The 25,817-nt window shown below is 41.7% G+C and carries 22 protein-coding genes; 10 read left to right on the top strand and 12 right to left on the bottom strand.

Translation table 11 applies throughout. The features are described 5' to 3' along the window. Nucleotides 1-5 precede the first annotated feature (5 nt). The 3 genes from A7985_RS10335 to A7985_RS10325 are packed head-to-tail and all read left to right on the top strand — an operon-like array spanning nt 6 to nt 5,601. Nucleotides 6-3,134 carry an efflux RND transporter permease subunit gene (locus tag A7985_RS10335; protein WP_065790376.1) on the top strand — a complete coding sequence of 1,043 codons (3,129 nt, stop codon included), beginning with the start codon at nt 6-8 and terminating at the stop codon, nt 3,132-3,134. A 1-nt stretch (nt 3,135) separates the two neighbouring features. Then, nucleotides 3,136-4,554: a TolC family protein gene (locus A7985_RS10330; RefSeq protein ID WP_065790375.1), complete on the top strand. Its 1,419-nt coding sequence runs from the start codon at nt 3,136-3,138 to the stop codon at nt 4,552-4,554. Between the two features lie 39 nt (nt 4,555-4,593). Then, a complete protein-coding gene (locus A7985_RS10325; protein WP_065790374.1) occupies nt 4,594-5,601 on the top strand; it encodes a zinc-binding dehydrogenase in 1,008 nt (335 codons plus the stop codon). Between the two features lie 284 nt (nt 5,602-5,885). On the opposite strand, the gene A7985_RS10320 is transcribed toward A7985_RS10325, so the two are convergent. Continuing rightward, entirely contained in the window at nt 5,886-6,407 is a 522-nt protein-coding gene (locus tag A7985_RS10320; RefSeq protein WP_065790373.1) for an acyloxyacyl hydrolase, read from the bottom strand. Between the two features lie 234 nt (nt 6,408-6,641). On the opposite strand from A7985_RS10320, the gene A7985_RS10315 reads away from it, so the two are divergent. After that, nucleotides 6,642-7,280 carry an MlaC/ttg2D family ABC transporter substrate-binding protein gene (locus A7985_RS10315; RefSeq protein WP_065790372.1) on the top strand — a complete coding sequence of 213 codons (639 nt, stop codon included), beginning with the start codon at nt 6,642-6,644 and terminating at the stop codon, nt 7,278-7,280. 76 nt (nt 7,281-7,356) lie between these two features. Here the strand turns inward: A7985_RS10315 and A7985_RS10310 are convergent, their stop codons facing one another. The 6 genes from A7985_RS10310 to A7985_RS10285 form a co-directional block, all read right to left on the bottom strand. Further along, nucleotides 7,357-7,539, bottom strand: coding sequence for a hypothetical protein (locus A7985_RS10310; RefSeq protein WP_065790371.1), 183 nt, complete (start codon nt 7,537-7,539; stop codon nt 7,357-7,359). A gap of 162 nt (nt 7,540-7,701) precedes the next feature. Continuing rightward, the gene (locus A7985_RS10305; protein ID WP_176716722.1) at nt 7,702-8,697 is read right to left on the bottom strand and encodes a GGDEF domain-containing protein; all 996 of its coding nucleotides are present in this window, start codon (nt 8,695-8,697) and stop codon (nt 7,702-7,704) included. A 277-nt stretch (nt 8,698-8,974) separates the two neighbouring features. Beyond that, nucleotides 8,975-9,610: a hypothetical protein gene (locus tag A7985_RS10300; RefSeq protein ID WP_065790369.1), complete on the bottom strand. Its 636-nt coding sequence runs from the start codon at nt 9,608-9,610 to the stop codon at nt 8,975-8,977. A gap of 191 nt (nt 9,611-9,801) precedes the next feature. Beyond that, nucleotides 9,802-11,817 (bottom strand): TonB-dependent receptor domain-containing protein, encoded by a 2,016-nt coding sequence (locus A7985_RS10295; RefSeq protein ID WP_065790368.1) that lies wholly within the window; start codon nt 11,815-11,817, stop codon nt 9,802-9,804. A 156-nt stretch (nt 11,818-11,973) separates the two neighbouring features. Then, on the bottom strand, nt 11,974-13,311 hold the full coding sequence (locus A7985_RS10290; RefSeq protein ID WP_065790367.1) for a HAMP domain-containing histidine kinase: 1,338 nt from the start codon (nt 13,309-13,311) through the stop codon (nt 11,974-11,976). Continuing rightward, a complete protein-coding gene (locus A7985_RS10285) occupies nt 13,298-14,038 on the bottom strand; it encodes a response regulator transcription factor (protein WP_065790366.1) in 741 nt (246 codons plus the stop codon). Before A7985_RS10285 ends, A7985_RS10290 begins: the two co-directional genes overlap by 14 nt. Nucleotides 14,039-14,226: 188 nt before the next feature. Here A7985_RS10285 and A7985_RS10280 point away from each other — a divergent pair, with 188 nt between their 5' ends. Continuing rightward, entirely contained in the window at nt 14,227-15,333 is a 1,107-nt protein-coding gene (locus A7985_RS10280) for an SGNH/GDSL hydrolase family protein (RefSeq protein WP_081310504.1), read from the top strand. A 109-nt stretch (nt 15,334-15,442) separates the two neighbouring features. On the opposite strand, the gene A7985_RS10275 is transcribed toward A7985_RS10280, so the two are convergent. The 4 genes from A7985_RS10275 to A7985_RS10260 all read right to left on the bottom strand — a co-directional run bounded on the left by A7985_RS10275 (nt 15,443) and on the right by A7985_RS10260 (nt 18,177). After that, entirely contained in the window at nt 15,443-15,985 is a 543-nt protein-coding gene (locus tag A7985_RS10275; RefSeq protein ID WP_141685319.1) for a hypothetical protein, read from the bottom strand. 7 nt (nt 15,986-15,992) lie between these two features. Next, entirely contained in the window at nt 15,993-16,367 is a 375-nt protein-coding gene (locus A7985_RS10270; RefSeq protein ID WP_065790364.1) for a hypothetical protein, read from the bottom strand. 395 nt (nt 16,368-16,762) lie between these two features. Beyond that, a complete protein-coding gene (locus A7985_RS10265; protein WP_065790363.1) occupies nt 16,763-17,218 on the bottom strand; it encodes an NfeD family protein in 456 nt (151 codons plus the stop codon). 2 nt (nt 17,219-17,220) lie between these two features. Further along, nucleotides 17,221-18,177 (bottom strand): slipin family protein, encoded by a 957-nt coding sequence (locus tag A7985_RS10260; protein ID WP_065790362.1) that lies wholly within the window; start codon nt 18,175-18,177, stop codon nt 17,221-17,223. Between the two features lie 230 nt (nt 18,178-18,407). On the opposite strand from A7985_RS10260, the gene A7985_RS10255 reads away from it, so the two are divergent. Further along, nucleotides 18,408-19,028, top strand: a complete 621-nt coding sequence (locus tag A7985_RS10255; RefSeq protein ID WP_065790361.1) for a class I SAM-dependent methyltransferase — start codon at nt 18,408-18,410, stop codon at nt 19,026-19,028. A 46-nt stretch (nt 19,029-19,074) separates the two neighbouring features. Here A7985_RS10255 and nudB read toward each other — a convergent pair whose 3' ends face one another. Beyond that, nucleotides 19,075-19,503: a dihydroneopterin triphosphate diphosphatase gene (gene nudB, locus A7985_RS10250; RefSeq protein WP_065790360.1), complete on the bottom strand. Its 429-nt coding sequence runs from the start codon at nt 19,501-19,503 to the stop codon at nt 19,075-19,077. A 725-nt stretch (nt 19,504-20,228) separates the two neighbouring features. Here nudB and A7985_RS10245 point away from each other — a divergent pair. The 4 genes from A7985_RS10245 to A7985_RS10230 all read left to right on the top strand — a co-directional run bounded on the left by A7985_RS10245 (nt 20,229) and on the right by A7985_RS10230 (nt 25,811). Further along, entirely contained in the window at nt 20,229-21,275 is a 1,047-nt protein-coding gene (locus tag A7985_RS10245) for a tetratricopeptide repeat protein (RefSeq protein ID WP_065790359.1), read from the top strand. Between the two features lie 74 nt (nt 21,276-21,349). Next, on the top strand, nt 21,350-23,236 hold the full coding sequence (locus A7985_RS10240; protein WP_065790358.1) for a M6 family metalloprotease domain-containing protein: 1,887 nt from the start codon (nt 21,350-21,352) through the stop codon (nt 23,234-23,236). A 336-nt stretch (nt 23,237-23,572) separates the two neighbouring features. After that, nucleotides 23,573-24,586: an SDR family oxidoreductase gene (locus A7985_RS10235; RefSeq protein ID WP_065790357.1), complete on the top strand. Its 1,014-nt coding sequence runs from the start codon at nt 23,573-23,575 to the stop codon at nt 24,584-24,586. A gap of 70 nt (nt 24,587-24,656) precedes the next feature. After that, entirely contained in the window at nt 24,657-25,811 is a 1,155-nt protein-coding gene (locus tag A7985_RS10230) for an aspartate aminotransferase family protein (protein WP_081310502.1), read from the top strand. The last annotated feature ends 6 nt before the right edge of the window (nt 25,812-25,817 follow it).

Raw genomic sequence — 25,817 nt, 5'->3', positions numbered from 1 at the left:
ACGTCATGAAATTTTCCCACTTTTTTATAAATCGGCCGATATTCGCGGCCATGCTGTCGATGATTTTTATCATCACCGGCGCGATTTCACTGTTTCAATTACCGATCAGCGAATATCCAGAAGTTGTACCGCCAACGGTTGTTGTGAATGCAACATACCCTGGTGCAAACCCGAAAGTCATTGCGCAAACTGTGGCTACCCCGCTTGAGCAAGAGCTCAATGGGCTAGAAAACATGCTATACCATGGTTCGCAAGCAACCAGTGATGGCCGTTTAACACTGACTGTGACATTTGCGTTAGGTACAGATCTTGACCAAGCTCAGGTACAGGTTCAAAACCGTGTAAACAATGCGTTGCCTCGTTTACCACAAGAGGTACAACGTTTAGGTGTGACTGCCCAAAAATCCTCTCCAAACTTAGCATTGGTTGTACACTTGGTATCTCCTAATGGTGAGCAAGACACGGCGTATATGGCAAACTATGCTGATCTTTACATTAAAGATGAGTTAAAACGCTTACCTGGCGTTGGTGACTTACAACTATTTGGTGGCGCGAAGTACTCGATGCGTGTATGGCTTGATCCAGACGCACTTGCTGCGCGCAACTTAACTGCATCAGACGTCGTAAACGCCCTGCGTACACAAAACCAACAGGTTGCGGCGGGTTCATTAGGTGCACAGCCTACGCCGGAAGAAAACCAATTTCAGATTCTTCTAAATGTAAAGGGTCGTTTAGAAAGCATCGAAGAGTTTGAAAAAGTCATCATTAAAGTTGGTGAAAACGGTGCGCTAACTCGCTTAAAAGACATTGCGCGTGTTGAACTTGGCCAAGAAAACTACGCACTGCGTGCGATGTTAGATAATCAGCCTGCACTTGCGATGCCGGTATTTCAGCGTCCGGGGACCAATGCGATAGAGCTTTCGGACGATGTACGTGACACGATGCAGCGTCTTGAAAAAAGCTTCCCTGCAGGTATGACTTACGAGATTGCTTACGACCCAACAGTATTTGTACGTGGTTCAATTGATGCGGTAATTAAAACGCTGCTTGAGGCCATTCTGCTTGTGGTTGTGGTCGTGGTTGTATTCTTACAAACATGGCGTGCGTCTATTATTCCATTAATTGCGGTGCCTGTTTCTTTAGTCGGTACTTTTGCAGTGATGCAACTATTAGGTGTGTCCATTAATACACTGTCTCTATTTGGCTTAGTACTTGCGATCGGTATCGTCGTTGATGACGCCATCGTTGTAGTTGAAAACGTTGAGCGTAATATCGCCGATGGCCACAGCCCATATGAGGCCACTAAAATTGCCATGACTGAAGTTACTGGCCCAATCATTGCCATTGCGTTTGTATTATGTGCGGTATTCATCCCAACAGCATTTATCACCGGCTTATCAGGTCAGTTTTATAAGCAATTTGCGTTGACGATTACCATTTCGACTTTAATCTCAGCATTTAATTCATTGACGCTATCTCCGGCATTGTCAGCCATTTTACTTAAATCACACGATGCACCGAAAGATCGACTAACACGCGTGTTAGACAAGCTATTTGGCGCTTGGTTGTTTAAACCGTTCAATCGTATGTTTGACAAAGGTGCAAAAGGGTATGAAGCGCTTGTTAAAAAGCTAATCCGCATGAGCGTCCTTGTGGGCGTGGTGTATCTAGGCCTTGTTGGCTCAACCATTGGTTTGTTTAACTCGGTTCCGGGTGGGTTTATTCCGCAGCAAGATAAACAGTATTTGGTGGCAGTAGCTCAGCTTCCTGATGCAGCAAGTTTAGACAGAACTGAAGAAGTGATACGTCAAATGCAAGAAATTGCTCTTGAAGTGCCGGGTGTTGCAAATACGGTGGCATTCCCAGGGCTGTCAGTAAACGGTTTTACAAACAGTACTAACAGCGGCATTGTATTTACGCCATTGGATGACTTTGCGCTACGTAATGATCCAAGCTTGTCGGCTCAGGCAATTGCCATGCAGTTAAACATGCGCTTTGCGGCCATTGATGAAGCGTTTGTTGCGGTATTTCCGCCGCCACCAATCCTAGGTTTGGGTACAACGGGTGGATTCAAATTGCAAATTCAAGACCGTGCAAACCAAGGGTTCGAAGCGTTATTCGCAGCATTGCAGGCAACCATTGGTGCTGCGCAGCAGGACCCTGCATTAACGGGTATTTACTCAAGCTTTAGAGTTCAAGTACCGCAAATGGACATTAATATCGACCGTGAACAGGCGCTGATACAAGGCATACCACTTCAAGAGGTTTTTGATGCACTGCAAGTATATCTAGGTTCGGTTTACGTAAATGATTTCAACTTGTTTGGCAGAACCTATCAGGTTAAAGCGCAAGCTGACGCAGAATTTAGAGCCAAGAAAGAACAAATAAATAACCTAAAAGTCCGCAATGCTGCTGGTAACATGGTACCGCTAGGTTCGGTAGTGACGGTTGAAGCGACAACGGGTCCTGACCGAGTTATGCACTACAACGGTTATGTTACGGCTGAATTAAATGGCAGCCCAGCTCCGGGTTACAGCTCAGATCAAGCGCAGCAAGCGATTGAGAAAGTACTGGCAAAAACACTGCCTGACGGCATGGCTTTTGAGTGGACAGAAGTAACCTATCAGCAAATCTTAGCCGGTAATACAATGGTTTATGTGTTCCCTCTGGTTGTGGTCTTAGTATTTATGGTGCTGGCGGCACAGTATGAAAGTATGCGTTTGCCACTGGCGATTATTTTGATTGTGCCTATGACTATTTTCTCAGCACTCGCAGGGGTTTATATGTTAGGTGGCGACAACAACATATTTACGCAAATTGCTTTGATTGTACTGGTCGCATTGGCGTCGAAGAACGCAATCTTAATGGTGGAGTTTGCAAGAGACAAGCATGTACAAGGTGCAACACACCTAGAAGCCATTATTGAAGCATGTCGTTTGAGATTGCGTCCTATTCTGATGACTTCCATTGCATTTACAGCAGGGGTCGTACCGCTAGTATTAGCATCGGGCGCGGGTGCAGAAATGCGTCAGGCAATGGGTAATGCCGTATTCTTTGGCATGATTGGTGTGACCGTATTCGGTCTGCTGTTTACACCTGTTTTTTATCGCCTAGTCACACCAAAGGAGCAATAAAATGCAACTGATTAAAATCTCAATGCTAGGTCTGGCAATGGCGAGTGTAATTGGATGTACAAGTACTTCTTATGAGCGACAAGTAGCACTAAGCCAAAATTCGTTTAACAACCAAGTAATCAACATGGCGCGTTTAACGTCAGTAGCAAAAGCGGACGAAGCCCTGTGGTGGCAACAGCTCGAAGACGCTGCGCTTAATAATTTGGTTAAAGGAGTGCTAACCGAGAATCAAAATTTAAAGGCTTCAGCGGCGCGGTTGCGCGCCGCCGCAGCTGGGTTATCTGAAGCGCAGCGCGCAAGATTGCCACAAGGTAACCTGAATGTAAGTGCGCAGCGCACAAATACCCCAAGTCTCCTAACACCTCAAGGCGGTGTGCAGGAATCAATCACTGCGGGAGGCGAGCTGAGTTGGCAAGTCGACTTATCAGGGCGTATTGCCAAGCTTGCAGATGCCGCCGCAGCCAGCGCAGAGTCTAGTCAAGCGCAGTACCAAGCGTTGGTTGGAGAGCTGGTTACCGCCAGTATTCAAAGTTACTTAAATTGGCAGGCGTTACAGCAAACTCGTCAACTAACTGTTGAACAGTTAAATGCTTTAGAAGAGTCGATAAAAATCATTGAAGTGCGTGTGGCAGAAGGTGTCGCGACTGAACTTGAACTCAATCGGACTAAATCCCAGTACTTTGAGCATAAACAGAGGTTGCCAGAAATTGCAACTGAACTTGCTGCTGTGGAGCAAACCATTGCGGTGTTAGTTAACAAGCAAGTTGACGCACTAAATTTAGTGGTACTGACTAAGCCGCAGTTTGAAGAGTTGTCTATATCGGTCAGTGTAAAATCTGCCTCAGATGCATTAATGCAACGGGGTGATGTTAAAAGTGCGGTTGCACGCTTAAAACAGCAGAGCTTGTTAACGCAAAGTGCTGAACGTGCCTTATATCCAGACATCAGTTTTTCTGCGTTTGCTGGCGTACTTAACCCGACAGGTGCGAATTTCAATGATACGCAGTCTAGCTGGCAAGTTACGCCTAGCTTAAACTGGTCATTGTTTAGCTATCCTCAGTTGTTAGCGCAAATGGATAGGCAAGAAGCGATAACAGAAGCGAGCTACTATGAGTACCGTCAGACATTGACCAAGGTGCTCGCTCAGACCGAGTATTCTCTTCGAGCATTGGCACAAACAAAGTTACAACTTAGGTATGTTGATGCTCAAGTGAATGCAGCAAATAAGGCGTATTTACAGGCGAGTGCTGGCTACCAAGAAGGGCAGTTAGGGTATCTTGAGTTGTTGGATGCGCGTCAAGATGTTTTAATAGCGCAACAATCACAAATGGCCATTCGAAATAAGCTACTGAATGCATCGGTTGACGTATACGGTGAGCTCAACGGTCAATGGTCACAGGCACTTATTGCGAGTATTTAATACTCGCACATTGCGCCAATTGCGGAGAAACGTGTAATTATGTCTATTGAAAAAGCGAGTATGAAGGCAATAGAATTACTAAAACCGGGTGCTGAGTTTAACTTAGTCATGACCCAGCACGCTATGCCAGAGCCAAGCAATAATGAATTGCTTGTGGCGATTGAGTACGTTGCTTTGAATCACTTGGATGCACGTATGGCTAGAGATGGTTTTAGTCAGTGGGAATATCCTCATATTCTTGGCCTCGATGCAGTTGGCACCGTAATGAAAGCGGGCAAAGGTGTATTTCCAAAAGCAGGTAGTCGGGTGCTTTTTAATGCTAATTTGGCACAAAAAGGCATGTTAAAAGAGTTCGCTGTAGTACCAAACCATGCGGTGTGTGAGTTGCCTGATGATATCGCGCCAGAAGTGGCCGTTATATTACCCAATGCAGGAATGGCAGCACTATTAGCAATAGAAAAGTTAAAGCTAGAAGAAGGGGACTCGCTGGCGATTAATAGTGCACAAGGCGCTGTTGCCCATTTTGCGATTCAGTATGCGAAGCAAAAAGGTGCTCAAGTGTTTGCTTTTGCTCAAAAACAGCATCACAAAAGGCTGCGTAAGCTTGGTGCAGACTTCGCATTTGATTGTGAGTCAGACAATGTATGTGATCAGGTTAAGCGCGAAATCGGTGCAGGTGGATTTGATTGCATGCTCAATACGCCAGGTGGCGAGTCATTTATAGAAGATTTGAAGCATCTAAGATTTTGCGGCCGTATGGCTTGCCTTAATGGTTTTGGCCATATTCCTGAGGATCTTTTATTTGAAAAAGCGCCTAATATTGGGGTTGTTTCAATTGGTGGTGCTTGGCTTGCAAACAGTTTATGCGCGCAACAGCACTTAAGTTTTATGGGGCAAAAGTTGCTGGCGGATGTTACCTCTGGGCAAATTAAAGTACCAGATATAGAGCTAATTGAGTTTGATGCTGACTGTGTCAAAGAGGCATTGGCTTCACTGTTAACAAGTGCAAGGCAGAAGCGACCAGTCATCAAAATAGAGCATAAATAGCTCAATTAAAAAGCCACATATTAATGTGGCTTTTTAATTGAATGCTAACGGTTCAGCTTTTTGGAATCGTCTTCTAACTTTTCAATTTGCTGAAATTAGCAGCGCTCATTATCTGAGCCATCTTCGCTCACTGTGTATTCATTACTTGCTGCCGGTACCCCAAAGTTGCGTGCGGTATGTCGCTTTGAAGGTGCGTTCTTAAGGTTTTGGCGTTTAGACTTGATAGCACAAAAAAGTTGAGGGAGCTGACAGCTTATACGTTCATTTTCATTCCAACAGTGACATCAAAATTTTGAAGAGTATGAAAGGGATAAAAAGTCGAGTCCCGGATTTGGGCTTTTAAAACCTGCATTAGAGTAGTGGATATACCTAAGTGCCACATTAGCTTGGCCGAGTTCATAAACTAACCCTACTCGGTCTTCAAATTGATAATGGGTACTGACATTCTTCCCAGCAAATTGCGTATCTTCAAGTAGGGCAACGCCGATTCCAAACTCAACTTGTAAAGGCCTGTCGTGATACATTGCGATTGGGTATCTGAATACAGGTGACATAGCTAATACAAGATTTTGGTCATAGTCACCACTGTCTCCAAACCGCCAAAAGTTGACGCTTGATTCAAAGTACAGACTGAGATTGTGCCAGTCCCTTGGTAATAATTCAGCAGCATGGTATTCGTAGGCGAGTTTTATACCACGAACATCCCCTTCACCATGAATATAATGTATGCCATAACCATGACTGTTTGACGCCACTGCAGAACTTGAGATTAGCAATGAAAGAATAATAGCAGAGATCTTTTTCATATTGGCCGTACCTAATGTTTTTGCGTATTCTCCTTCGTTTTTCTGTTGATTTATGTATATAAAAACTCAATTCATTAGTGTCAATTTGGCACTTATATAATAGCTTTTTGATTTTATTAACGAATTTTATTGGTGCCTAAAAGGAATCAATAATGTGCTAATTGATGTCTTTTTAATGGTTAATTACGCTGTATGATGTAAATCATAAAAAGCTTATTGAATAGGAAGGCGCGTATGAACAGCCAGTTGATTATTACTGCTTTGTTACTGTGGAGTTTAGCTACAAGCGCAAAGGTGTTTGCTCAGCAACCCGTTGAAACGCACGATCAAGAGCCGTTTTCTGTATTGGCTCACAAACTGAGCTCACAGCTTATGAATGGAATCGAAGATTTAAATCTAGCGCCTGAAGTTGAACAAGAAGCGTTAGCCCGACAAATCGTGAGCAATGAACTTGCCCCTTATTTAGATTTGCGATTTTCATCTTTAAAGTTACTAGGTAAACATGTGCGTCACTTAGATAAGCAACAGATGGATGAGTTTACGGGGTTAATAGAAAACCAACTTATTAAAATGTATGCAAAAATTTTAATTGAATATAAAGATTCTAAAATTGCACTCAGCACATTACAAACCAATAAAGGCCGCAAGTTTGCGGAGGCTGCAATAAAAATAAATAGGGCTAATCAGAGCGATGCTCAATTGATCCTAAAGTTCAGGCAAAGTGAAGCAGGTCAATGGCGTATTTACGATGTAGTTTCAAGGCAAGTATCTCAGCTAAGTGTTAAGCGTCAAAGTCTGGTACTTAAAATAAGTGAAATAGGGTTTGAGCAGTTAAATCAAGAATTGCGTTTAGGAAAACAGAACCGAATTTAACGAGTAAAAGCGCTTGGTTGAAGGGGGCGATACAGAGTATCACTCCCTTGGTTAAGCTTTTAGAAGCGATAGTATCTTATTTTGGAACACAGCCTTGCCAACCGCCTTCGGTATAGCAGATAACTGGGTTCGATGGTCTACATTGTGGGAATACAGAGTACTCGGTACCGCCGCCAGCAACTTGCGGTGTTGCTTGATTGCCGAGTTGGTTATTTTCATTGAGCTTTTTTAGGCTTTTCTTTTTTAATTGTACTTTCATTTTTTATTTCCTTATGCAAGATAAACTGCTCTTTCAGGTTAGAACTATGTTTTTTGAAAGTAAACTAAAAAATTCTATATGTTATTTATCTTTGTAATTTAAGTTTCATGATTGAAAATTAAAAGTATAAAATTCATGGGTATCTAACTTTAAACTGAAAATTTATTTTTCTTGTTTTCTTTGGTGTTTATTTTCATAAAGGGCTTTATCTGCTTTTTCTAACAGTGCCTCTACTGAAGTATTTGCGGTAATCTCGCATACACCAAAGCTCATTCCTAAAGAAACCGAATCCATTGTTAACTTACTAGGAACTAAATTTTGTAGACGTGCGACAAATGCATTGGCGTTTTCTTCATTCATACCCGGTAATAAAAGCATAAATTCGTCGCCACCTAAGCGAAACAGCTTGTCATTGCGGCGTGTATACTCATTGATAAGCTCTACAAATCCAACGAGCATTTCATCACCGACACCGTGTCCTAACTTATCGTTTAAAGTCTTGAAGTTATCTAGATCTATCATGATGATTGAACACACTTGTGCATAGCGGCTGACACGCTCTGATTCTAATTCGACTTGTTCAACCAAGGTTCTTCGATTAAGTGCGCCTGTGAGCGGATCTTTCACAGCCACGCTCTCCGCTATCGTTATGGCATCATTGTAGGTTTTTACTATCACCGCGCACAGCATCATGACAAGACAAGATGACATCGCAGATCGCAGTGCGAGTTCAACATCTAGTTGTAAAAAGCCCAGATAGGTCAGTACTAGCCAAAACCCAGAAGTGATAACGCAAGCCATTTTAAAAGGAAACATCATAAACATGCCGACCAGAAAGGCTGGTAGCCAAATGACGGAAATGAGTGGTGATTGTATGGATAGGTATATCAACATTGCGCCTTCAACGGCACAAATCAAAAAGCACTTCCAAACACTCAATTTACCTTGAATTAATCTTGCTGCTGTTAAAACCAGAACGGCAATGACAATCACCACAGCCATACCTAATGCATATTTTTGTTGCATCACATAATGGATTGGGTAGTAGCACAAGAATGCAGAAGTCAGCAGCAAGAGATATGCCGCGTACATAGGGTAACGATTGATTAGGATAGGTTGTGCTTTAGTCAAAGCACCAAAACGTTCTTTTAATTTCAATGTTGAGATTGGCCGTATAGTTATGAATTTGTAGCTTTCTTTAATTGTAAAACACAAAAATAATTCATCAACCATGAGTTTTAACTGAATAAATTAAATATTGCATGTAAGTCATAATTACCAAGTGGACATAAAGACGACGCTTGGCATGTGAACTTATGGACAATGTTTGTGCGTAAATCTTGCACTAAGCTGATTTGCGAGCTTGATTAGCAAGTAACTTTTATGGGTTACTCGCTGTATTGGGGCCGAAACAAAAGTGCAGCACCAGACTTGCTTATTGTAGTTGTGAGTCCGTTGCTTGTACTTTTTGTGTGGGTTCGGTTTGCCAAGAAAATCGCCCGTCATAGGTTTGGCACTCTGACACTACATTTGTTGCATCCGCGACATAGATTTGATTTGTTTTTGAGGCTGGGTAGGTAAAATATTCGCTACATTGTGCACTTTGACCGGGGCCGATAACAACTTGAGTACCCGCTTTCAATTTACAGCTCACCAACATATCTAAAGGAGAATAACTTGGGCAAATTACATTCTCTCTGCGGTACTTTGAAATAGAGCCTAGTGGCTTATTAAAAGTCCACCACTTTCCAAGTTTTGAACCACTGTATTCACTGTTCCAAGCACGCCATATCGTGATATCTTCTTTAGCAATAAAGACCTGTGCTTTGCATAAACCGCCTTTGCCGACTGGCTGAACGACACCTTGTGGTATTTGTGCATTGGGGAGAAGTTGCAACTCAGCGTGCTGTTCAATCTGACCCCTACACTGAGCAGTGACGTGCTGACTTGCAATCTCATGAGATGTTAAATTGATAGATGAGCATGCTGACAGAGCTAAAACTCCGAAGGCGACAGATGAAAACTGTGCGAGGACTTTTTTATTGTTAATGACGTGAATTTTGTGCCGCATGTAATGTGTTCCTTTATCTAAAATACCAAAAGGAATTTTAGTATGCCCTAGTAGAAAAGTATCTTTCAACGTATTACAGCAAAAAGTAAAGCGATGTTATTTTAAGAATTCATAGATACTTGAAGACCTTGAAAATGCAAAAGGGTGAAATGGCGAGCGGGACTCATTAACGAGTCCCGCTAAGTGATGGTTTATAGTTGCCAAGTAATTGTGGCACGAATATCTCTACCAGGCTCAGCAACTCCGGTATCAATCGGTCCAAGTGCTGCGTAAGTCGCATGATCGTAGTAAAACTTGTCGAAGATATTTTTGATAGCAACGTCCAGTTTGACCTTTTCGTTATCCGTTATGTACCAAGTGGCTTTCAAGTCATGCACACTATAGCCAGCTTTTTCAGGAAGCTGTGTGTTGTCCCATACATATGTGCCTGCGTCATCTAGCCTTTTAACGAAACGAGCTTGCCATGCTACTTCCAGTGCATCAGTCAGCGAGTAATCAACGCCAAGTGTCAGCGTGTCACCCACAGAGGTACCAATAGACCAATCCTGGTCAGAGATTGCAGTGCCAACAAGCGCTGGGTTGATGTGTGACTTCCATTTTGGTCTGCTGCTATTGTAAGCGAAAGAAACAGCTGCTTGGTCAAAGCTATAACGACCGTTAATGTTAAAACCTTTATTTTCTAAATCACCGACATTGCTAAATAAATAAGGTGACTGTGTTTCTAGGTTTTTAGCCGTTGATACTGCATCATCAATGGTAGATTGGAATATATCTGCTTGAACAACGAGGTTATCTCCCAAATACTTGAAACCAAGTTCGACGTTTTCTGCGACTTCTTTGCGCATATTTTTATCGTTGTCATAGTAACCAAGTACAAATAACTCTTTTACTTTTTGGCCTCGAATGGCTTTTGCATAGCCTGTATTTACTGAAAACTCGCGAGTAATCTCATATGTTAAGTTTAAATTAGGACTAAATCCGCTAGAGTCAAAATCCTGTTTATCATCGTCAGTCAGTTCATATTTATCATAGCGAACACCAGCGCTAAGCTGAAACTGTTCGGTTACTTGGAAGTAATCTTGTATGTAAACCCCGTATACTTTACCTTCTTCTACACCTGAAAGCTCATATACGAGTCCTTGGTCTTCAAGCATTGCTTCGTCACTGCGATAATCAAGCCCCGCAACAATTTTATGCGCGTCAAAAATAGACGTGTTGCGTGCATCAAACCCTGTTGAGTCATACTCTGCAAAGTAAGTGTTTTGGGCAACATTACCTGCTCGGTCTGTTCCTTTAGGGTGAGTGTGTGTGATCGAATTCTGTGTTCTGTAAGCACTTACTTCAAGGTCGATTAAATCGCCTTTTGGGGCATAGTAATAATTCAATGTGCTCGTATTGCGTTCGCTTTCTTGAGCCAGTGGGAAGTTCTTTTTACTTGGGTGCCAATGAGCACGCAATAAGCGAGTTCCATCATCATGGCGTACGTCGTGGCTAAAACTGAACGATTGTGTGCCAGTTAAGTCTCCACTTATCTTGGCAAAACCAACTTCTTGTTCGGACGCCGAATATGGAATTTCCTGACCATGACCATCTTCCATGTCTTTAGTATCGCGCTTGATTAAAGATAACAGGACGTCAATGTCGTCGGTGGCTCGTCCATATAGAGTTGAACTCGCTTTGAAGCCATCACTATTTCCGTAGTAACCTAGTTTGAAAAGTGCTCCGAAACGCTCATCTGGTGCAAGTAGGTCGTCAGCACTTTTGGTTTTGAATCTAAGCGCACCCCCTAAAGCGCCTGAGCCAGACGTTGCATCACCAGCGCCTGCGACAACATCTACTTGTTTTAAGAGCTCAGGTTCAATTGATAAACGACCTTGGTGGTGGAACAAATAACCCGCTTGCAGTGCACCGTCTATGCTGACATTGAGCATAGTGTCTTCTAAGCCTCGCACATAAATTTTTTGTGCAATCGGGTTTGACCCTCCAACTGAGACTTGAGGCAGAGATCTAAAAATATCTGACAAGTCATTGGCTTGAAGCTGTGTTAGGTCAGTTTGGTCGATGATCATGTCTGCATCAGACACTTTACCATGTACTTCGATGACTTCGATTTTTTGTTGTTGATCGTCTGCAAAAACGATTGGTGAGCTAACCGTTGCGCAAGCCACGGCAAGTGCGATTGCTGAGCGAGAAAAACCAAACTGCATTGGTGTGTTCCTTTATCTTAAATGAAAATAGTTATCAATACGATGCGTATTATTCACAAAATCTGTGGAAACCAAAGTACTTTTACAACTGTTACATTTACAGTGACACTTTGATTTTCACTCGTATGACACTTAATTGAATTGAGGTTGAAAGGCCTAAAGTTGGATCAAAATGCACAGTCCTGCTTTAGGCATATTGCGCGCGTATATCCCGCCATTAATTCGCTCCATTTGCCTTTTGCACAACGCCAAGCCCAGTCCAAAAGAGTGACTGTCTGGCTGTGTGTGAGAATATCCATGGCTGCGATAAAATGGATTGAAAATACACTTAAGCTCGCCGTCTGGCACACCGGGCCCGTCATCCCAAATCGAAAGTTGGTTATTTTGATATTGAATATTGATGTGTTGTGTCGCGTAACGGCTTGCGTTTCTTAGAACATTTTCAATTACTTGTCCTAACACTCTTGCATCTGAGGTTATTCCTTGTGTATCCGGTAGCATTAAGTTGAATTCTATGTGAGGTGCTTCAAATTTAACCTCATCAACAATGCACTCTACCAAATCGACTACGTCAAAGTCGGCGTTATCTGTATCTGTGTTTGGACAGAACCGTTCATTCTCAAGCCATGTTAAAGTCAGGGTATTTTCGGCGAGTTCACGCATCGTCGCCGTGTCTTTTGCAACGCGCTCTAACATTTCGGTCTCTGATAACCCAGACTTATGACAATCAATGGCGGTTTCTATACGTGCTATTGGGGTACGTATTTCATGGGAAAAGTCCGCAATAAACTGCCTTTGTGCACGGATGGTATTTGCGGTACAGTCGGCCATTTTGTCAAAGGTTGCGGCAATTTGTTTAAATTCAAAGTCTCTACTTGAGATACGATCGCCAATCCTACTATCCAAATCTCCCTCAGCAAATGCGCGAGTGACTTGTTCTAGTTGTTTGAGTGGCTTCATGATTGCACGGTACAGGACTAAACATATTCCAGCGAGTACAATTAAAGGGATCCCAAACTGTAACATGAGGTAAGTGATTTGCCAGTAATTACCTGGGCGCATGCTGTTCGGTAATTGAATGATAAAGTGGGTACCATTTTCAGCAAAAGGAATGTCCATCACGGGGTTTCGTGCAAAATACAGGTGGATTTTCCACCTTACATCACGGCCAAGTACGAACTCATCCAAATAGTATTGCTTTAAGTGCGTGCCGGCTAGAGGTGTTAACTCCCGTTTAACAATGGCAATCCATGTATTATGTTGCTGCTCAATTTGCTTGATGTAATTGCTCAGAGCCTCCATGTCGCCTGCTAGATACAATTGTTCTGCTTGAGCGCCAATCTCAATAAGCGTTTGCTGGTCTTCCGCTTTGATTTGACTCATTCTAATTTCGGTGTGATTAACTAGGTAGTCAATTACCCCAAATAAAATGATTGATCCCACTATCACTAACGTACAGAGGCGAAAAAAGTAAGAAGCGTTAAACTGAAACATGTAACTTGTAGCCTTTTCCGTGCACAGTACTGATTGATTCTGCGCTTAAACCAACGGCAACCAGCTTTTTACGCAGCCGACTTAGGTGCATATCTAAGCTTCTGTCATAGCGGCTAAATTGACGTTCTAACACGCTTTGATATAAAAAGGCTTTGCTCAGGGTTTCTTTGTGGTTTTGCGCCAGTTGCCACAGCAATTTAAATTGAATTGCAGTAATGTCCACAGGTTCTGATTTAAAGTAGGCTTGCTGCTGCAGCCTATTTAAATGAAGGTCTAATAGTGTTATTTCAAATGGTGTTTTGGCTTGAGTGTGCAGTGCATGCACACGTCTCAATATTGCTTCAATTCGAAGTACTAACTCATCTAGATTGAAGGGTTTAGATAAGTAATCATCAGCCCCTAAACTGAGCCCTTTAATACGTTCCTGCTCAGCACCACACGCCGATAAAATAAGCACAGGTGTGTGCTTCACTTTTCTGAGCTGTGCTAGAATTTCGTACCCTTCCATTGTTGGCAATCGTATATCTAGGATGATTAAGTCGTAGTCAACAGCCAGTGCTTGGCTAAGCCCTTGCTCTCCATCGTGGATACAATCCACTTGATAGCCTCTATTACTCAATAATGCACAAACTTGTTGGTTGAGCGTGATGTCATCTTCTACGACTAATATATGGTTGTTCACTGGCAAGGGTCTTCTAAAATGAGAATGATTGTATTTTATAGCCATCGTTCTTGTCTTTACAATAGTGACATGGTCGAGAAATGAACCGATGTGTGTTGTATGAATTTATTTCAAACCCTAGTCGCTAATGTAGTTGTAATGAATTTGTATTGAAGCGGCGAGCGTTTAGGTTTCGCCCCCATAGTGGCAAGAAAAAGTACAGTCTTGGATACAACAACATTAAGGAATGACACATGTTAAGGTTACTTTCAATCAAGCTATCTACGGTAGTATTCATAACGAGTATTATCGGCGCACTTTTTCCACTCACAGTTATAGGTAAAAATTATCAGGCGACACACCATGCTATTGTGTATGAAGGCAGAGTCAGCAAGCATTATGGTAAAGGGCAAGTTGAGTTCAATTGGCCCGGTACCCAACTGAAAACAAAACTCATTGGTAAGTCTTTAAAAATGACAATGGCTGGGTTTGGTGACCAATTTGACGTATTAGTGGATGGCAAACTACATAAACGTTTAGTTACGAGTCAAAGCGGTAATTTTGAAGAGCATATTATTTACCAGCAAAACGAGCCTAAAGCAGTAACAATTGAGGTTGTTAAACGCTGGGAAAACTACAGCAACAACACGAAAGTACTGAGTTTCAGTGCTGATGGTCGAATAGAAGGTATTTGGCAGCAACAGCCTCACATCTTATTTATCGGTGACTCTATCAGTGCAGGGTTTGGCAGTGAGTCAACTAAGCGGCAATGTACATGGCCCGAAATTGTAAATAGTAGTAATGCTCGAGTGGCTTTTCCATATGTCACTGCGACTCAACTTAATGCGAGTTTCACTCAGGTTTCTTACTCGGGTCTTGGCCTCATCCGCAATTGGAACGGCAACGACAGCCACCATGATTTACGTACTTACTACGACAAAGTTTCGGCAGTATTTGGAGATAATCAAGGATTTGAAGATACTCACCCCAATCTGATTGTATTGGAGGTAGGGACCAACGATTTTAGTACCGATCCGCAGCCTCATGAGCCATGGGACACGATTCAAGATGTAAAAGCTGACTGGATAAATACAATGATAGAGTTTACCAGTAAGCTTCGCTATCGTTATCCTGATGCGCCAATCGTTTTTATGCCAAGACCAGCATACCCTTATGACTTTATTATACCTGCAACCTTAGAAGCCAAAACGAAATTAGAAGAAGCCGGTATTGAGGAGCTGTATTCCCATACGTTTATTTCTCCTCTAGAAGGGTGTATTTGGCATCCAACACGTGCAGAGCACTTAGATATTGCGACTAAGCTCAGTAAATTTATTAGTCAGCATGAGTTATTAGAGTAATTGATATTACCTTGCAATTTCACTGTTGGATACTGTAAAGTGATATTGGCCAAGAAGTGTTGTTTTGCTGCAGTTCAGCTGGGTTATGCAATTAAGATCTAACCTGTTTTTAGTTTATAAACTCAATTAATGGCTTTTCGAAATATATTTTTCCAGCATTTATTGCATCTGAATATATGGTGATAAGTTGGTGCTTTTGATCATCCGAAAGGCTATTAAAGCCGGACATAACCTCAGTGGCTGTTGCTTCGTCAAAATACTCGGCTGCAATGCTGGCGTCTAAGGTATTGACGGAGAGTATGTATGTCTCTTGTTGCCTAGCATCCGCTTCATTTTCTTCAAACGTTTGTCCGGGAATTAATGCTGGCCGTGTTTCTAACTGACTAATTAAGTGCTTGATCTCTTCCGTTTGTAGAGCAAACTGATGTGCGATTTCCGCTTGGATATATTCTTGTAACAATTGATTGGATGGGAGGTCTTTACTGTTATCGTTGGCTGGCTCTGCCAAGCTAACTATATTATTTTGTTCCTGACTTTGCGGTGTGGCGATTTGATTCGAGTTGTGGCTATTGCAACCGGACCACAGGTGAAACACCTGTAGTCCAGCAATAAATCCAACGCCCAGATATAAACCGATTAATGAACGTTGCATAAAGTGATTACCGCTTTGCTTCATGTTTAGAAGAATTGTCCACATAAACGCTTGAGCACGTGCTACCAGATAAACCAATGATCAAATATGAATCAGAAGTAGCTCCACGTAATTGCTCTTTTTTAGTTTGGTCACTTGTCGTACAAGTTTTAATTGAACCTGCAGAATTTTTAGCAAAAATCAGCACAAAATTACCGTAGTCAGATATCGATAAGATTTGTTTGCTATCACTTGAATTTCTAGCAGAACCAAACGAGCCTTTGATTGTGGTACTTGAAACTTCTACATTACCAGTCTGTTTATATCCTGCGTGTGCAGATAAAGAAGCTGCACAAATGACGGCGCTTGTGAATAGTTTCATAGCTATAGATGTCAATTTCATAATTTACTTTTTCCTTAAAATATAATGTCGATTTGACGGCTATTAATGTAACTAAAGCCAAAATGAATTACAATTAATTATCATTTAATTAATTTCAAGTTCACATTTGTAATTTGGGTGAGCTAGCTTTATAAGTGCTAAGCGAGTCGTTATTTTGTCTCTGTTTTATGACCAAATAAAGTCAAAATTTAAAATGAATCCCTGGTGTTAAATGTGATTGAGTAAGGTAAGTCGGGGAATACGGTAATCATTTACGAGGTGTTTTCCAGAAACTTAAAATGGCACTTTCAGTTTTTCTTAAAGCTTGCTTATGAGGTGAGTAGACGAGATGCGAGCTGTATATCTTGCTCGCATCTTATTGAAAGGTTGCAGTTAAATTAATTTTGGGCTGTGCGTTACTCTGATTTTTCAACCCATAATATTCCTACTGACTTTTCGACTACCTTGACGTGTGTGCCTTTTGGAATGTCTGATTTGCTTTTGAGCTGCCATTCAATACCTGAATATTGATAGTAGACTTGGCTGTCTGTGCTCAGGTTTTGCTCCAGCGTAAATTGCAGGTCGGCAAAATCACTGTTTACAGACTTTGACTCCTGTTGCTCTTGCATATTTTTTAGAGGTTTCCATAAAACTGCAGCGAGCACAGACGTAATTAACGCATTAATCCACAGTGCGTTTAGCAACGTTGGTTCGAAAACCCCAAAATGCATGAATGTACCACTGATGATTAAAGATAAACCAAGGAAAAACAGTACAAAAGTGGCAAAACCTAAAACAATGACTTCCACACAGAGTGCTATTAAGCCCATGACAATGAGTGTTTGAGGTAAATTGCTAGATAAAAGCTCCATGTTTAGCTACCACTTTTTTTGCTATTTAATGTATTAATGATAGACATGCCTTGAGCAACAAGAGAACTTGCATCGGTCGCATTGTCAGGGAGTAAAACAACCGATGATTCTTTTGCAATGGCTTCTTTTGCAGAAATTGCCTTGGTGGCTAAATCAAGTTGAATTGCTTTTTGTCCTTCTTCGGTATTCGCTGCTTCACCAACTTTTCTAAGTGCATCTGCTTGGGCTTCTGCAACCGCGATTATGGCCTTGGCTTCACCTTCTGCGCTAAGAATTTGCTCTGCTTTTTCTGCCTCCGCTGCGAGTACTTGCGCCTGCTTTTTACCTTCGGCTACATTAATAGCGGCTTGCCTATCACCCTCAGATTCAAGAATTTGAGCACGCTTTACACGCTCGGCTTTCATCTGTGCTTCCATTGCTTCCATAACAGAGTTAGGCGGTACAATGTCTTTAATTTCATAGCGTAATACTTGAATACCCCAAGGTTCTGAGGCAGCGTTAATTGCAGTCACAATATTGGTGTTGAGCATATCCCTTTCTTCAAAGGTTTTATCAAGCTCCATCTTACCAAGCTCACTTCTCATCGTGGTTTGTGCCAGTTGCGTTACCGCAAAAACATAGTCGTCGACGCCATAAGTGGCTTTATAGGGGTCGAGCACTCTAAAATACAATACGCCGTCAACTACAAGCGAGATATTGTCTCTGGTGATAGCCGATTGAGAGGGCACATCTGTAGCTTGCTCTTTTAAACTGCGATCGGCTGCAACGCGATCGATAAATGGGATTATGAAATTAAGGCCTGCTTCTTTTGTAGACTGGTATTTTCCAAACCTTTCAATAATCCAAGCCCGGTTTTGCGGAACAAATTTGATTGAGCCTTTTAAAATGACGACGACAAAAATTAATAGTACGGCTTCTACTGAGAAGAGCAGCTCTAGGATTGAGGATATTGGGTCCATGTTAATAATTTCCATTTAATGCTTGTGAATGCCTAACATAGCACGTTGTGTTTGAGAGTAGAATGTAGTTAGGTAAAGAATACTAACTGTTCAGTTATTTTGTACTAATATTGCTAATAACAAATCTTGGACTGGTTATAATTTTAAGATATTTAACTGTCATATTATTGTTATCCAAATTACCTATCATGCGTACAGTGAGCAAACCTAAAAAAGGAAGCATTGGCACTATGGCAACGCAATATTATGAAAACAATGCGTTGGAGCTGGCAAAAATTTACCAGTCTCACTGTTTTGAATCTTTACACGCGAATTGGCTTACCCATTTAGAACCTTTCTTATCTATAAAAGGAATGACCTTTCTCGACATTGGAGCAGGTGCAGGCCGAGATGCAAAATTCATTGCGGAAAATGTCGAACAAGCAAAGGTGGTAGCCGTAGAGCCGATCAGTTCCTTAAATCGTCTTGGCCAAGCCTACACAAGAGATTTACCAATTGATTGGTACAGAGATCAGTTGCCGTGCCTATATAAAGTAAAAAAGCACTGTGAACAGTTTGATGTCATACTCGTAAGCTCAGTATTTAATTATTTAGATGAACACGCCAGCATTCAGGCATTGCTAACAATACGCAATTTATTAAAGCCCAAAGGGTTGTTTATAGTGAAATTGCGTCACTGCGAAGATGACGCTGAGTTGCAAAAAAGAGGTTTAGTCAATATAGAAGCCAAACGATTAGATGAGATGGCAAAGAGTGCGGATTTGATCTGCTATGAGATCACTCCAAAAGAAGATGACGCACAAGGCCGCCATCACACTAAGTGGCAAACCATATTATTTAGACCAATTTAACGTCATGCTGCTAGGCGTGCGGTGCACGCTTAGTACCACTAGCAGGTCAAATGGCTAATATTTCCTGGCGATTACTATCTGACCAAACTTTCTTAGCAGCTTCTGTTTGCTCTAACCATACAAAGTCCGTGTGCTCTTCATCACACAGTTTAACTTCAATTTGAGTCGGCACGCACACGCTAAATACATGCTCTGTATTTATAAGTGCACCTTCTACATACCTATGTCGCCACTGCGGCCTGATTTCGTAGTGATTTTCTGTATGGTGCTGTTTTATCTCGATATTAAGTGCTTTGGCATCAATGCCTGTTTCTTCCTTTAGTTCTCTGTATGCGGTTTCTATTGAGGATTCACCTAAATCTATCCCCCCAGTTACAGATTGCCAAAACTCACAGTCGTCTTTTCTTTGTAATAGCAAAAACTGTCTATTTTCATTGTAAATAACAACTAGCACAGAAGCTGGTTGGCGTAGCATAGTCCAATCCCGGTAGTTTTATAAATCAAATATAGTGTACCAAATTGGTACGAAAGCGCGTTGTTTTTTGATTAGTTTGAAGTGAAGTTATTAAGAGACTGAATGATAGGCAAAAAAAAGGCAGGCAAAACGCCTGCCCAATCTCCAATAGCAACATTCTGTGCAAAGGAAATACCCAATAAACCAACATCCTTATCAGTAAGCTCTACTTCTCGGGAGTTCTAGGAGGTACTTGAAACTAAGTGTACTCTCCAAAGGAACAACGCCATCCTACACTTATGTTTTTTATTTGTAAATACTTTTGGGGTAAAAAAGTTCACATGTAATTTATATGTATAAAATGTGTTCAAAATAATACTTTATATGTATTAATTCATATAATGATTTTAAAACTTAATACTTACAGTTAGATAAGTGATTTCGTAAAGGTGATTATTTTTGTACCTTTATCAATCCAAATTATTGGTAAGAAATTAATATTCAAAAAAATTAGATGTTTATGTGTGTATCGTTTTCTTGCTGAATTTTGATTTCGTTCTACTAATCACTTTAAATGTTAATGAAATGTGTTTATTTTTTCTTGGGGGGAATGAGCGGAGTCCGAGAAACAAACTAAAAAATCTAGGCTGTGATCATGTCGCACCCACAAAATTCCGTTTTGATTAGCTTGGAATAAACCACTTTATATACCATGCTTACTCGGGAGTTAGAAAGATTTCAAAGATATGCTAACAGCGATTTGGTTTTCAGTCACAGTGGCTTTGTCGCCAAGTGAGATGTTTAAAACATTAAACCAGCTAAAAGACCTTAACATTAAAAACCCTCTTCAAGCCGCTGAATTGTATCGCTCTGTTGAAAAGCGGTTACCTAGGAAGCCCAGTAGGGGATTATACGAGCTATATCGAATTGGCTTGGAATCTGGTGTGCGTGTTCAAGACCCTGACATTGTCAGTGGTATCGTTGCTGTTCTTGCTTCAACTCCTTGGCAAAGTGTGGTCGAGGGTGGGGAACTTGATATTGTCAGTTCAGTTGCAATTTATCATCGACGTATCCATGACTATAAGCAAGCCGAAATACTGAATGAATGCGCGATTTCATATGCGACAGATCCCAAAGAATTCGCGAGAGTTGCAAACAATATGGCTGTTGTCTATCGGTACAGTGACCAACTGCCGAAAGCCAGTAAAATTCTCAAAGAGTCTTTGTTATTGGCAGATGATCGAGAAATCGTCGCGAATATAAAGAATAACCTAGGTAACATCTACTTTGATCAAAAGAAATATCGCAATGCACAACTCATGTATCGGCGAGCGTTTCGGTTTCATTCAGAGGTAGGTCAATCAGGCTATGCTGCTGGTACAGGTCTAAATTTGCTTAATACTCAAATATTTTTAGGAGATTGGCAAAGCTTTATGAGATATAAAAGCTCTGTGGCACTAGAAATTAAGTCGAGTAATCAGCCTGTGTTTAACGCGTTTTATAAGTGGCAGTGGCACCTATATGATTTTATTCAAAATGGTACTGAACTTTCAGGTGAAATTGCAAAACAATTAATTGAGTCAATACCATTATTGCTAAAGAGTGAATTGGGTCCTTCTTTAGAGTTATACACAAGACTTTATAAAAACCAACAACTTCAAAAAGCTCTTCAAGAACAATTAGAAAAAACACCAAATATCAAAGATATAAAAAATCCTACAGGCATAAGAGTGCGGTTAGATAAATGGTGTTCTAACAACTCGGTAGCAAGAAAATATTTTTCAGATTATTAAATTTATTTGTATTTGGTTAAAAAAAGGTCAATACTTCAGTTTCCGTATCAGGAAAACTTGTAAAGGAAACTATAATGAAGTTAATAAAAACCATGTTGGCGATATCTACGCTAACCCTCCCGATGCTTTCGCAAGCTGCAATTCCATATCAAAACGAAGAGTATCAGTTTACTCAGCCGAACGGTGAAGTGCTCTCTGTATATTTGAATGGTAATACCTATTATGCTGAACAAAGAACTAAATCAGGCGCGTTATTGGTGTTTGATGCGAAGCTCAAAGGGATGGCTTATGCGAAAGTCAGCGATGATGGTACACATCTTGTGTCAACAGGCAAACTTGCTTCTGAACTAAGTGCTGTTCAAGCGAATACCATAAACGCTGCTGTGATAAAGCAACAAGGCCTCTCACAACAAGCAGTTCAATCACTGGTTTTACAAAAACAACAAGAGTTGATGCCAGCCATAGAAACCCCATTAATGACCCGTATGCAGACGAGCTCTGTAAATACGCAAATTAGCGGAGAGGTTAAAGGGCTGACGATCATCATCGACTTTCCAGATGAGCGAGGCACAATCTCAAAATCTCAAGTTGAGCGCTTTTTAAATGATAGGGATTACACTGAGTTTGGCAATGCGCAGTCTGTGAGGGGCTACTTTATAGAGGTGTCAGGCGAGAAATTAGATTATACAAATACAGTGACAGCATATTATACGGCAAAGAAAAATAAAGCGTATTATGCAGACTCCAGCTTGAGCTCTACCGTCCGGTCTCAGGAGCTTATCAAAGAAGCTTTGGATTGGCTCGAGTATCAGCAAGGCTTTAATTTCTCAACACTGACGACAAATAGTAGCGGTCAGATTCGTGGACTTAACATTTTTTATGCTGGTAATTCTGATAGTTCATGGTCGAAGGGTCTCTGGCCTCATATGGCGAGATTGAGCCCACGGTTTTGTGCCGACGGGGTATGTACTGACCGTTATCAGATCACAGATATGCGAGCGAGTTTGTCCATCGGGACTTTTGTTCACGAGTCTGGGCACTTGATTACAAACTGGCCTGATTTGTATGATTATGATGGCAGTTCAGAAGGTTCTGTCGCGAGTTATGGCGTTATGGGCTTTGGTGCAATTGGCGCAACTAATAAGTTTCGACCAACGCCACCTGTTGCTCATTTTAGAGCCGTCGCTGGTTGGGATACGGTAACTGAACTCAACCCTGCAATTAATTCCAACGCACCGACAGGGCGATTGAGTCATACCTCTGGTACACATACGTCATACAAATGGACGAATCCAAGCAACAATAATGAAGCCTTTTACATTGAGGCGATTCATAAATCAGGGCAACATTCAGAGCAGCCAGGCCAAGGCCTCGCGATTTGGCATGTTGATAGTCGCGGCAACAACTCAAACGAGTGGTACCCTTATATTCAAATGGAACATGCGGATGGCAATCGCGATCCTGAATATGACCGAAATCGCGGCGATAGTACAGATCTTTACGGCGTTAATGGAGAGTTTAGCAGTGTGTTACCCAATGCGCTGACGTCTCGAGGAACTAACGCACTTTGGTGGAATGGCAGTGATTCTGGGTTGTCGATTTCAGGCGTTTCGGATCCTGCGAAGACGATATATTTCGACCTCGATTCTTCTGTTATTGAGCCACCAAAAGGAGATATATATAAAGGCACACTCGCAAATAGAGCGCAACAAATTCAGCCGAATGGTAGTTGGTTTCAGTATGGCGGAGGGCAGCTCAAATTGGATCTTACAGGTCCAAGTTCAGCCGACTTCGATTTAAAACTTGAACGCTGGCAGGGTGGGTCGTGGCAGCAAGTCGCTATTTCTGAGACTCCTACATCGGTAGAGTCTATTTCTTACAGCGCAACAAGTGGCTACTATCGCATCATCGTATACTCTTATTCTGGCGCAGGTGATTACACATTAGTTGTGAACAAATAACCAGACAGAAAGCTCACAATCAAAAAGTGGACTCTGATAACCCATTATCTGGTCCACTTTTAGCGACATATTGGTATTCAGTAACCGATTTGCTTGGTACAAAATTCCCATCTCATTTTTCTCCCTTATACATAAAGTTTGCACTTTCTTTGCGTAAAACGTTTAGGCAAACGTTTACACACAATTTCCCGTATTGATATTAAACGAATTACCAAGGTTAAAATTTAGTAAATTAATTGTTTGATATCAAATTGAAAATCATTATCATTATTACCTGTATAAGGTACTTTTGGTATTTTAAGTGACGCTTATACGTTTAATGATTAAGGAGTAATTATGTCTCGTAGATTTTTATTGACTGGCGCGACTGGTGTCGTGGGGCTCTCAATGATAGAGCTTTTATCACCCAATGATGAGATTGTTATTCTAGTTAATCAACGATCTTTCAAAGAGTTACCAGTTGGAGTGAGTCGTCAAATTCAAGGCGATATTCGTAAAGAAAAGTTTGGATTAGACGCAGACCAAATTGAAGCGTTAAAGGGGATTCAGTGCATAGTACACAGTGCAGCACTGACAGATTTTACTGCTGATCCACAAGTCTTGGCTGAAATCAATGTGGCCGGCTTAAAACATGCCATTGATTTATCTGAACAACTCAATGTCCCTCTGATCCATATTAGCACTGCTTTTGTAAAGGGGCGTAACGGCCATGATTTTAACAATTATGAGCAGAGTAAACGCGAAGCCGAAGCATGTCTTAGTGATAATATTACCGTGATCCGTCCTTCGGTGATTGTCGGTGATAGTGTCACTGGATTAATGCCGAAAAAGCAAGGGATCCACAACATGCTAAAACTGGCAACGAAAGAAGTCATACCAATTGTACCAGGGGACGCCAATACTTTAGTGGATGTAATCCCAAGAGATATTGTAGCCAAATGCATTTTGACAGTGGTAGATAAAAATCTAAAAGGTGAGTTTTGGTTAACTGCGGGTGGTTTGGCAAAAACGCTCGGCGATTTACTGACATTAGGAGAAGATGAAGAGCTAAAATCCCTCTATGACATTGGTTTTAAAGCGCCCAAGCTAATGAGTCCCACGACTTTTGAAAGGCTTGTAAAACCAGTCTTTATGCCAGCGTTACCCAAACGTTTCAAACGAATGTTTGAGGAAACATCTATCTATCTTAAATACCTTGATATGTCAGAAGGCTTCCAATCTGATATTAACACCCTCGCGGAAGTAGCTGGAGAAAGTTATCACTATGACATTCGCCATACTTTGGCGAAAAACTTGGTTGCTTATGACCATCAACACCCGCTCATTGCAGCGCTAGAGGGAGAGTGTTGAGGTGCGATCTGAAACATTAGAAATATTAAAAGCGCATAGTAATCGATCCAAGGCAAGGCTTTCTAGTTTAATGAATTTGCCAATCGAGACAAGTGCCAAAGGTGCTGAAATAATTGATGAAAACGGCCAAGCGTACTTAGACTGTGGTGGCTTTGGCGTCTTCATTCTGGGTCATCGTCATCCCCAAGTGGTGTCTGCCGTTAAGGCGCAAATTGATTGTATGCCCATGAGCTCGCGCACCTTGATTAACCCAGTACTGGCCAGCGCAAGTAAGAAATTGGTGGATATTTGCCCTGACTCACTGGAGTATGCTTTTTTTACAAACTCAGGGGCTGAATCAACAGAACTTGCTTTGAAATTAGCGCGTGCTAATGGCTGCGAACATGTTATTGCAGTTACAGGCAGCTATCACGGAAAATCTTTGGGTGCGCTCTCTGTCACGCATCGAGATGAATTTAGAGCGCCATTTATGCCTCTCTTTAACAATGTTAGATTTGTAGAAAGAGACAATGTAAGCGCACTTGAAGCGGCTTTTGATAGCTGTACGGGGAAAGTGGCTTTTATCGCGGAGCCTGTGCAGGGGGAGGGCGGTGTTTATGCGCTGAGTTATGAATTTATGCATAAAGCAAAAGCACTTTGCGTACAATCTCAGGGGCTATTTATCTGTGACGAAATCCAATCAGGTTTGGCTAGAACGGGCTCTATGTGGGCGATTGATAAATTTGATATCACGCCAGATGTGATGTTGGTTGGCAAGGGGTTAAGCGGTGGTGTGGTACCTTGTGCCGCAGTTGTCGCTACAGAGGCCGCTTTTGCGCCTCTCAATCAGGATTTTATGCTCCACTCCAGTACATTCGGTGGTTCACCCATCGCACTGGCTGCGGCTGAAGCCACCATTGATGTGCTTGTTAATGAAAAAGTCACAGATCGCGTGAAGGCATTGGGTAAAAAAATCGCAGCTCGGTTAACCCAAATCGCCGAAAAGTATAATACAACACATCCGCAAAAAGTAACTATTCGGGCTCAAGGGTTATTGATTGGGATTGATGTTCAAACACCCTCTCGGGCAGGTCAACTCACATTGTCTCTGCTGAGTCAGCATGTTTTAACTAGCCACTCCCTTAGCAATGCATCAACAGTAAGGTTGACGCCATGTGCATTTTTATCTGACCAACAATTGACCCATTTATATGACGCGTTTGCAGTCGCTCTGGAAAAAATTTAAGGAAAT

The sequence above is a fragment of the Pseudoalteromonas luteoviolacea genome, assembly GCF_001696455.1.
Taxonomy (GTDB): Bacteria; Pseudomonadota; Gammaproteobacteria; order Enterobacterales; family Alteromonadaceae; genus Pseudoalteromonas; species Pseudoalteromonas luteoviolacea_C.
This window is presented reverse-complemented; position numbering and strand designations above follow the sequence as displayed.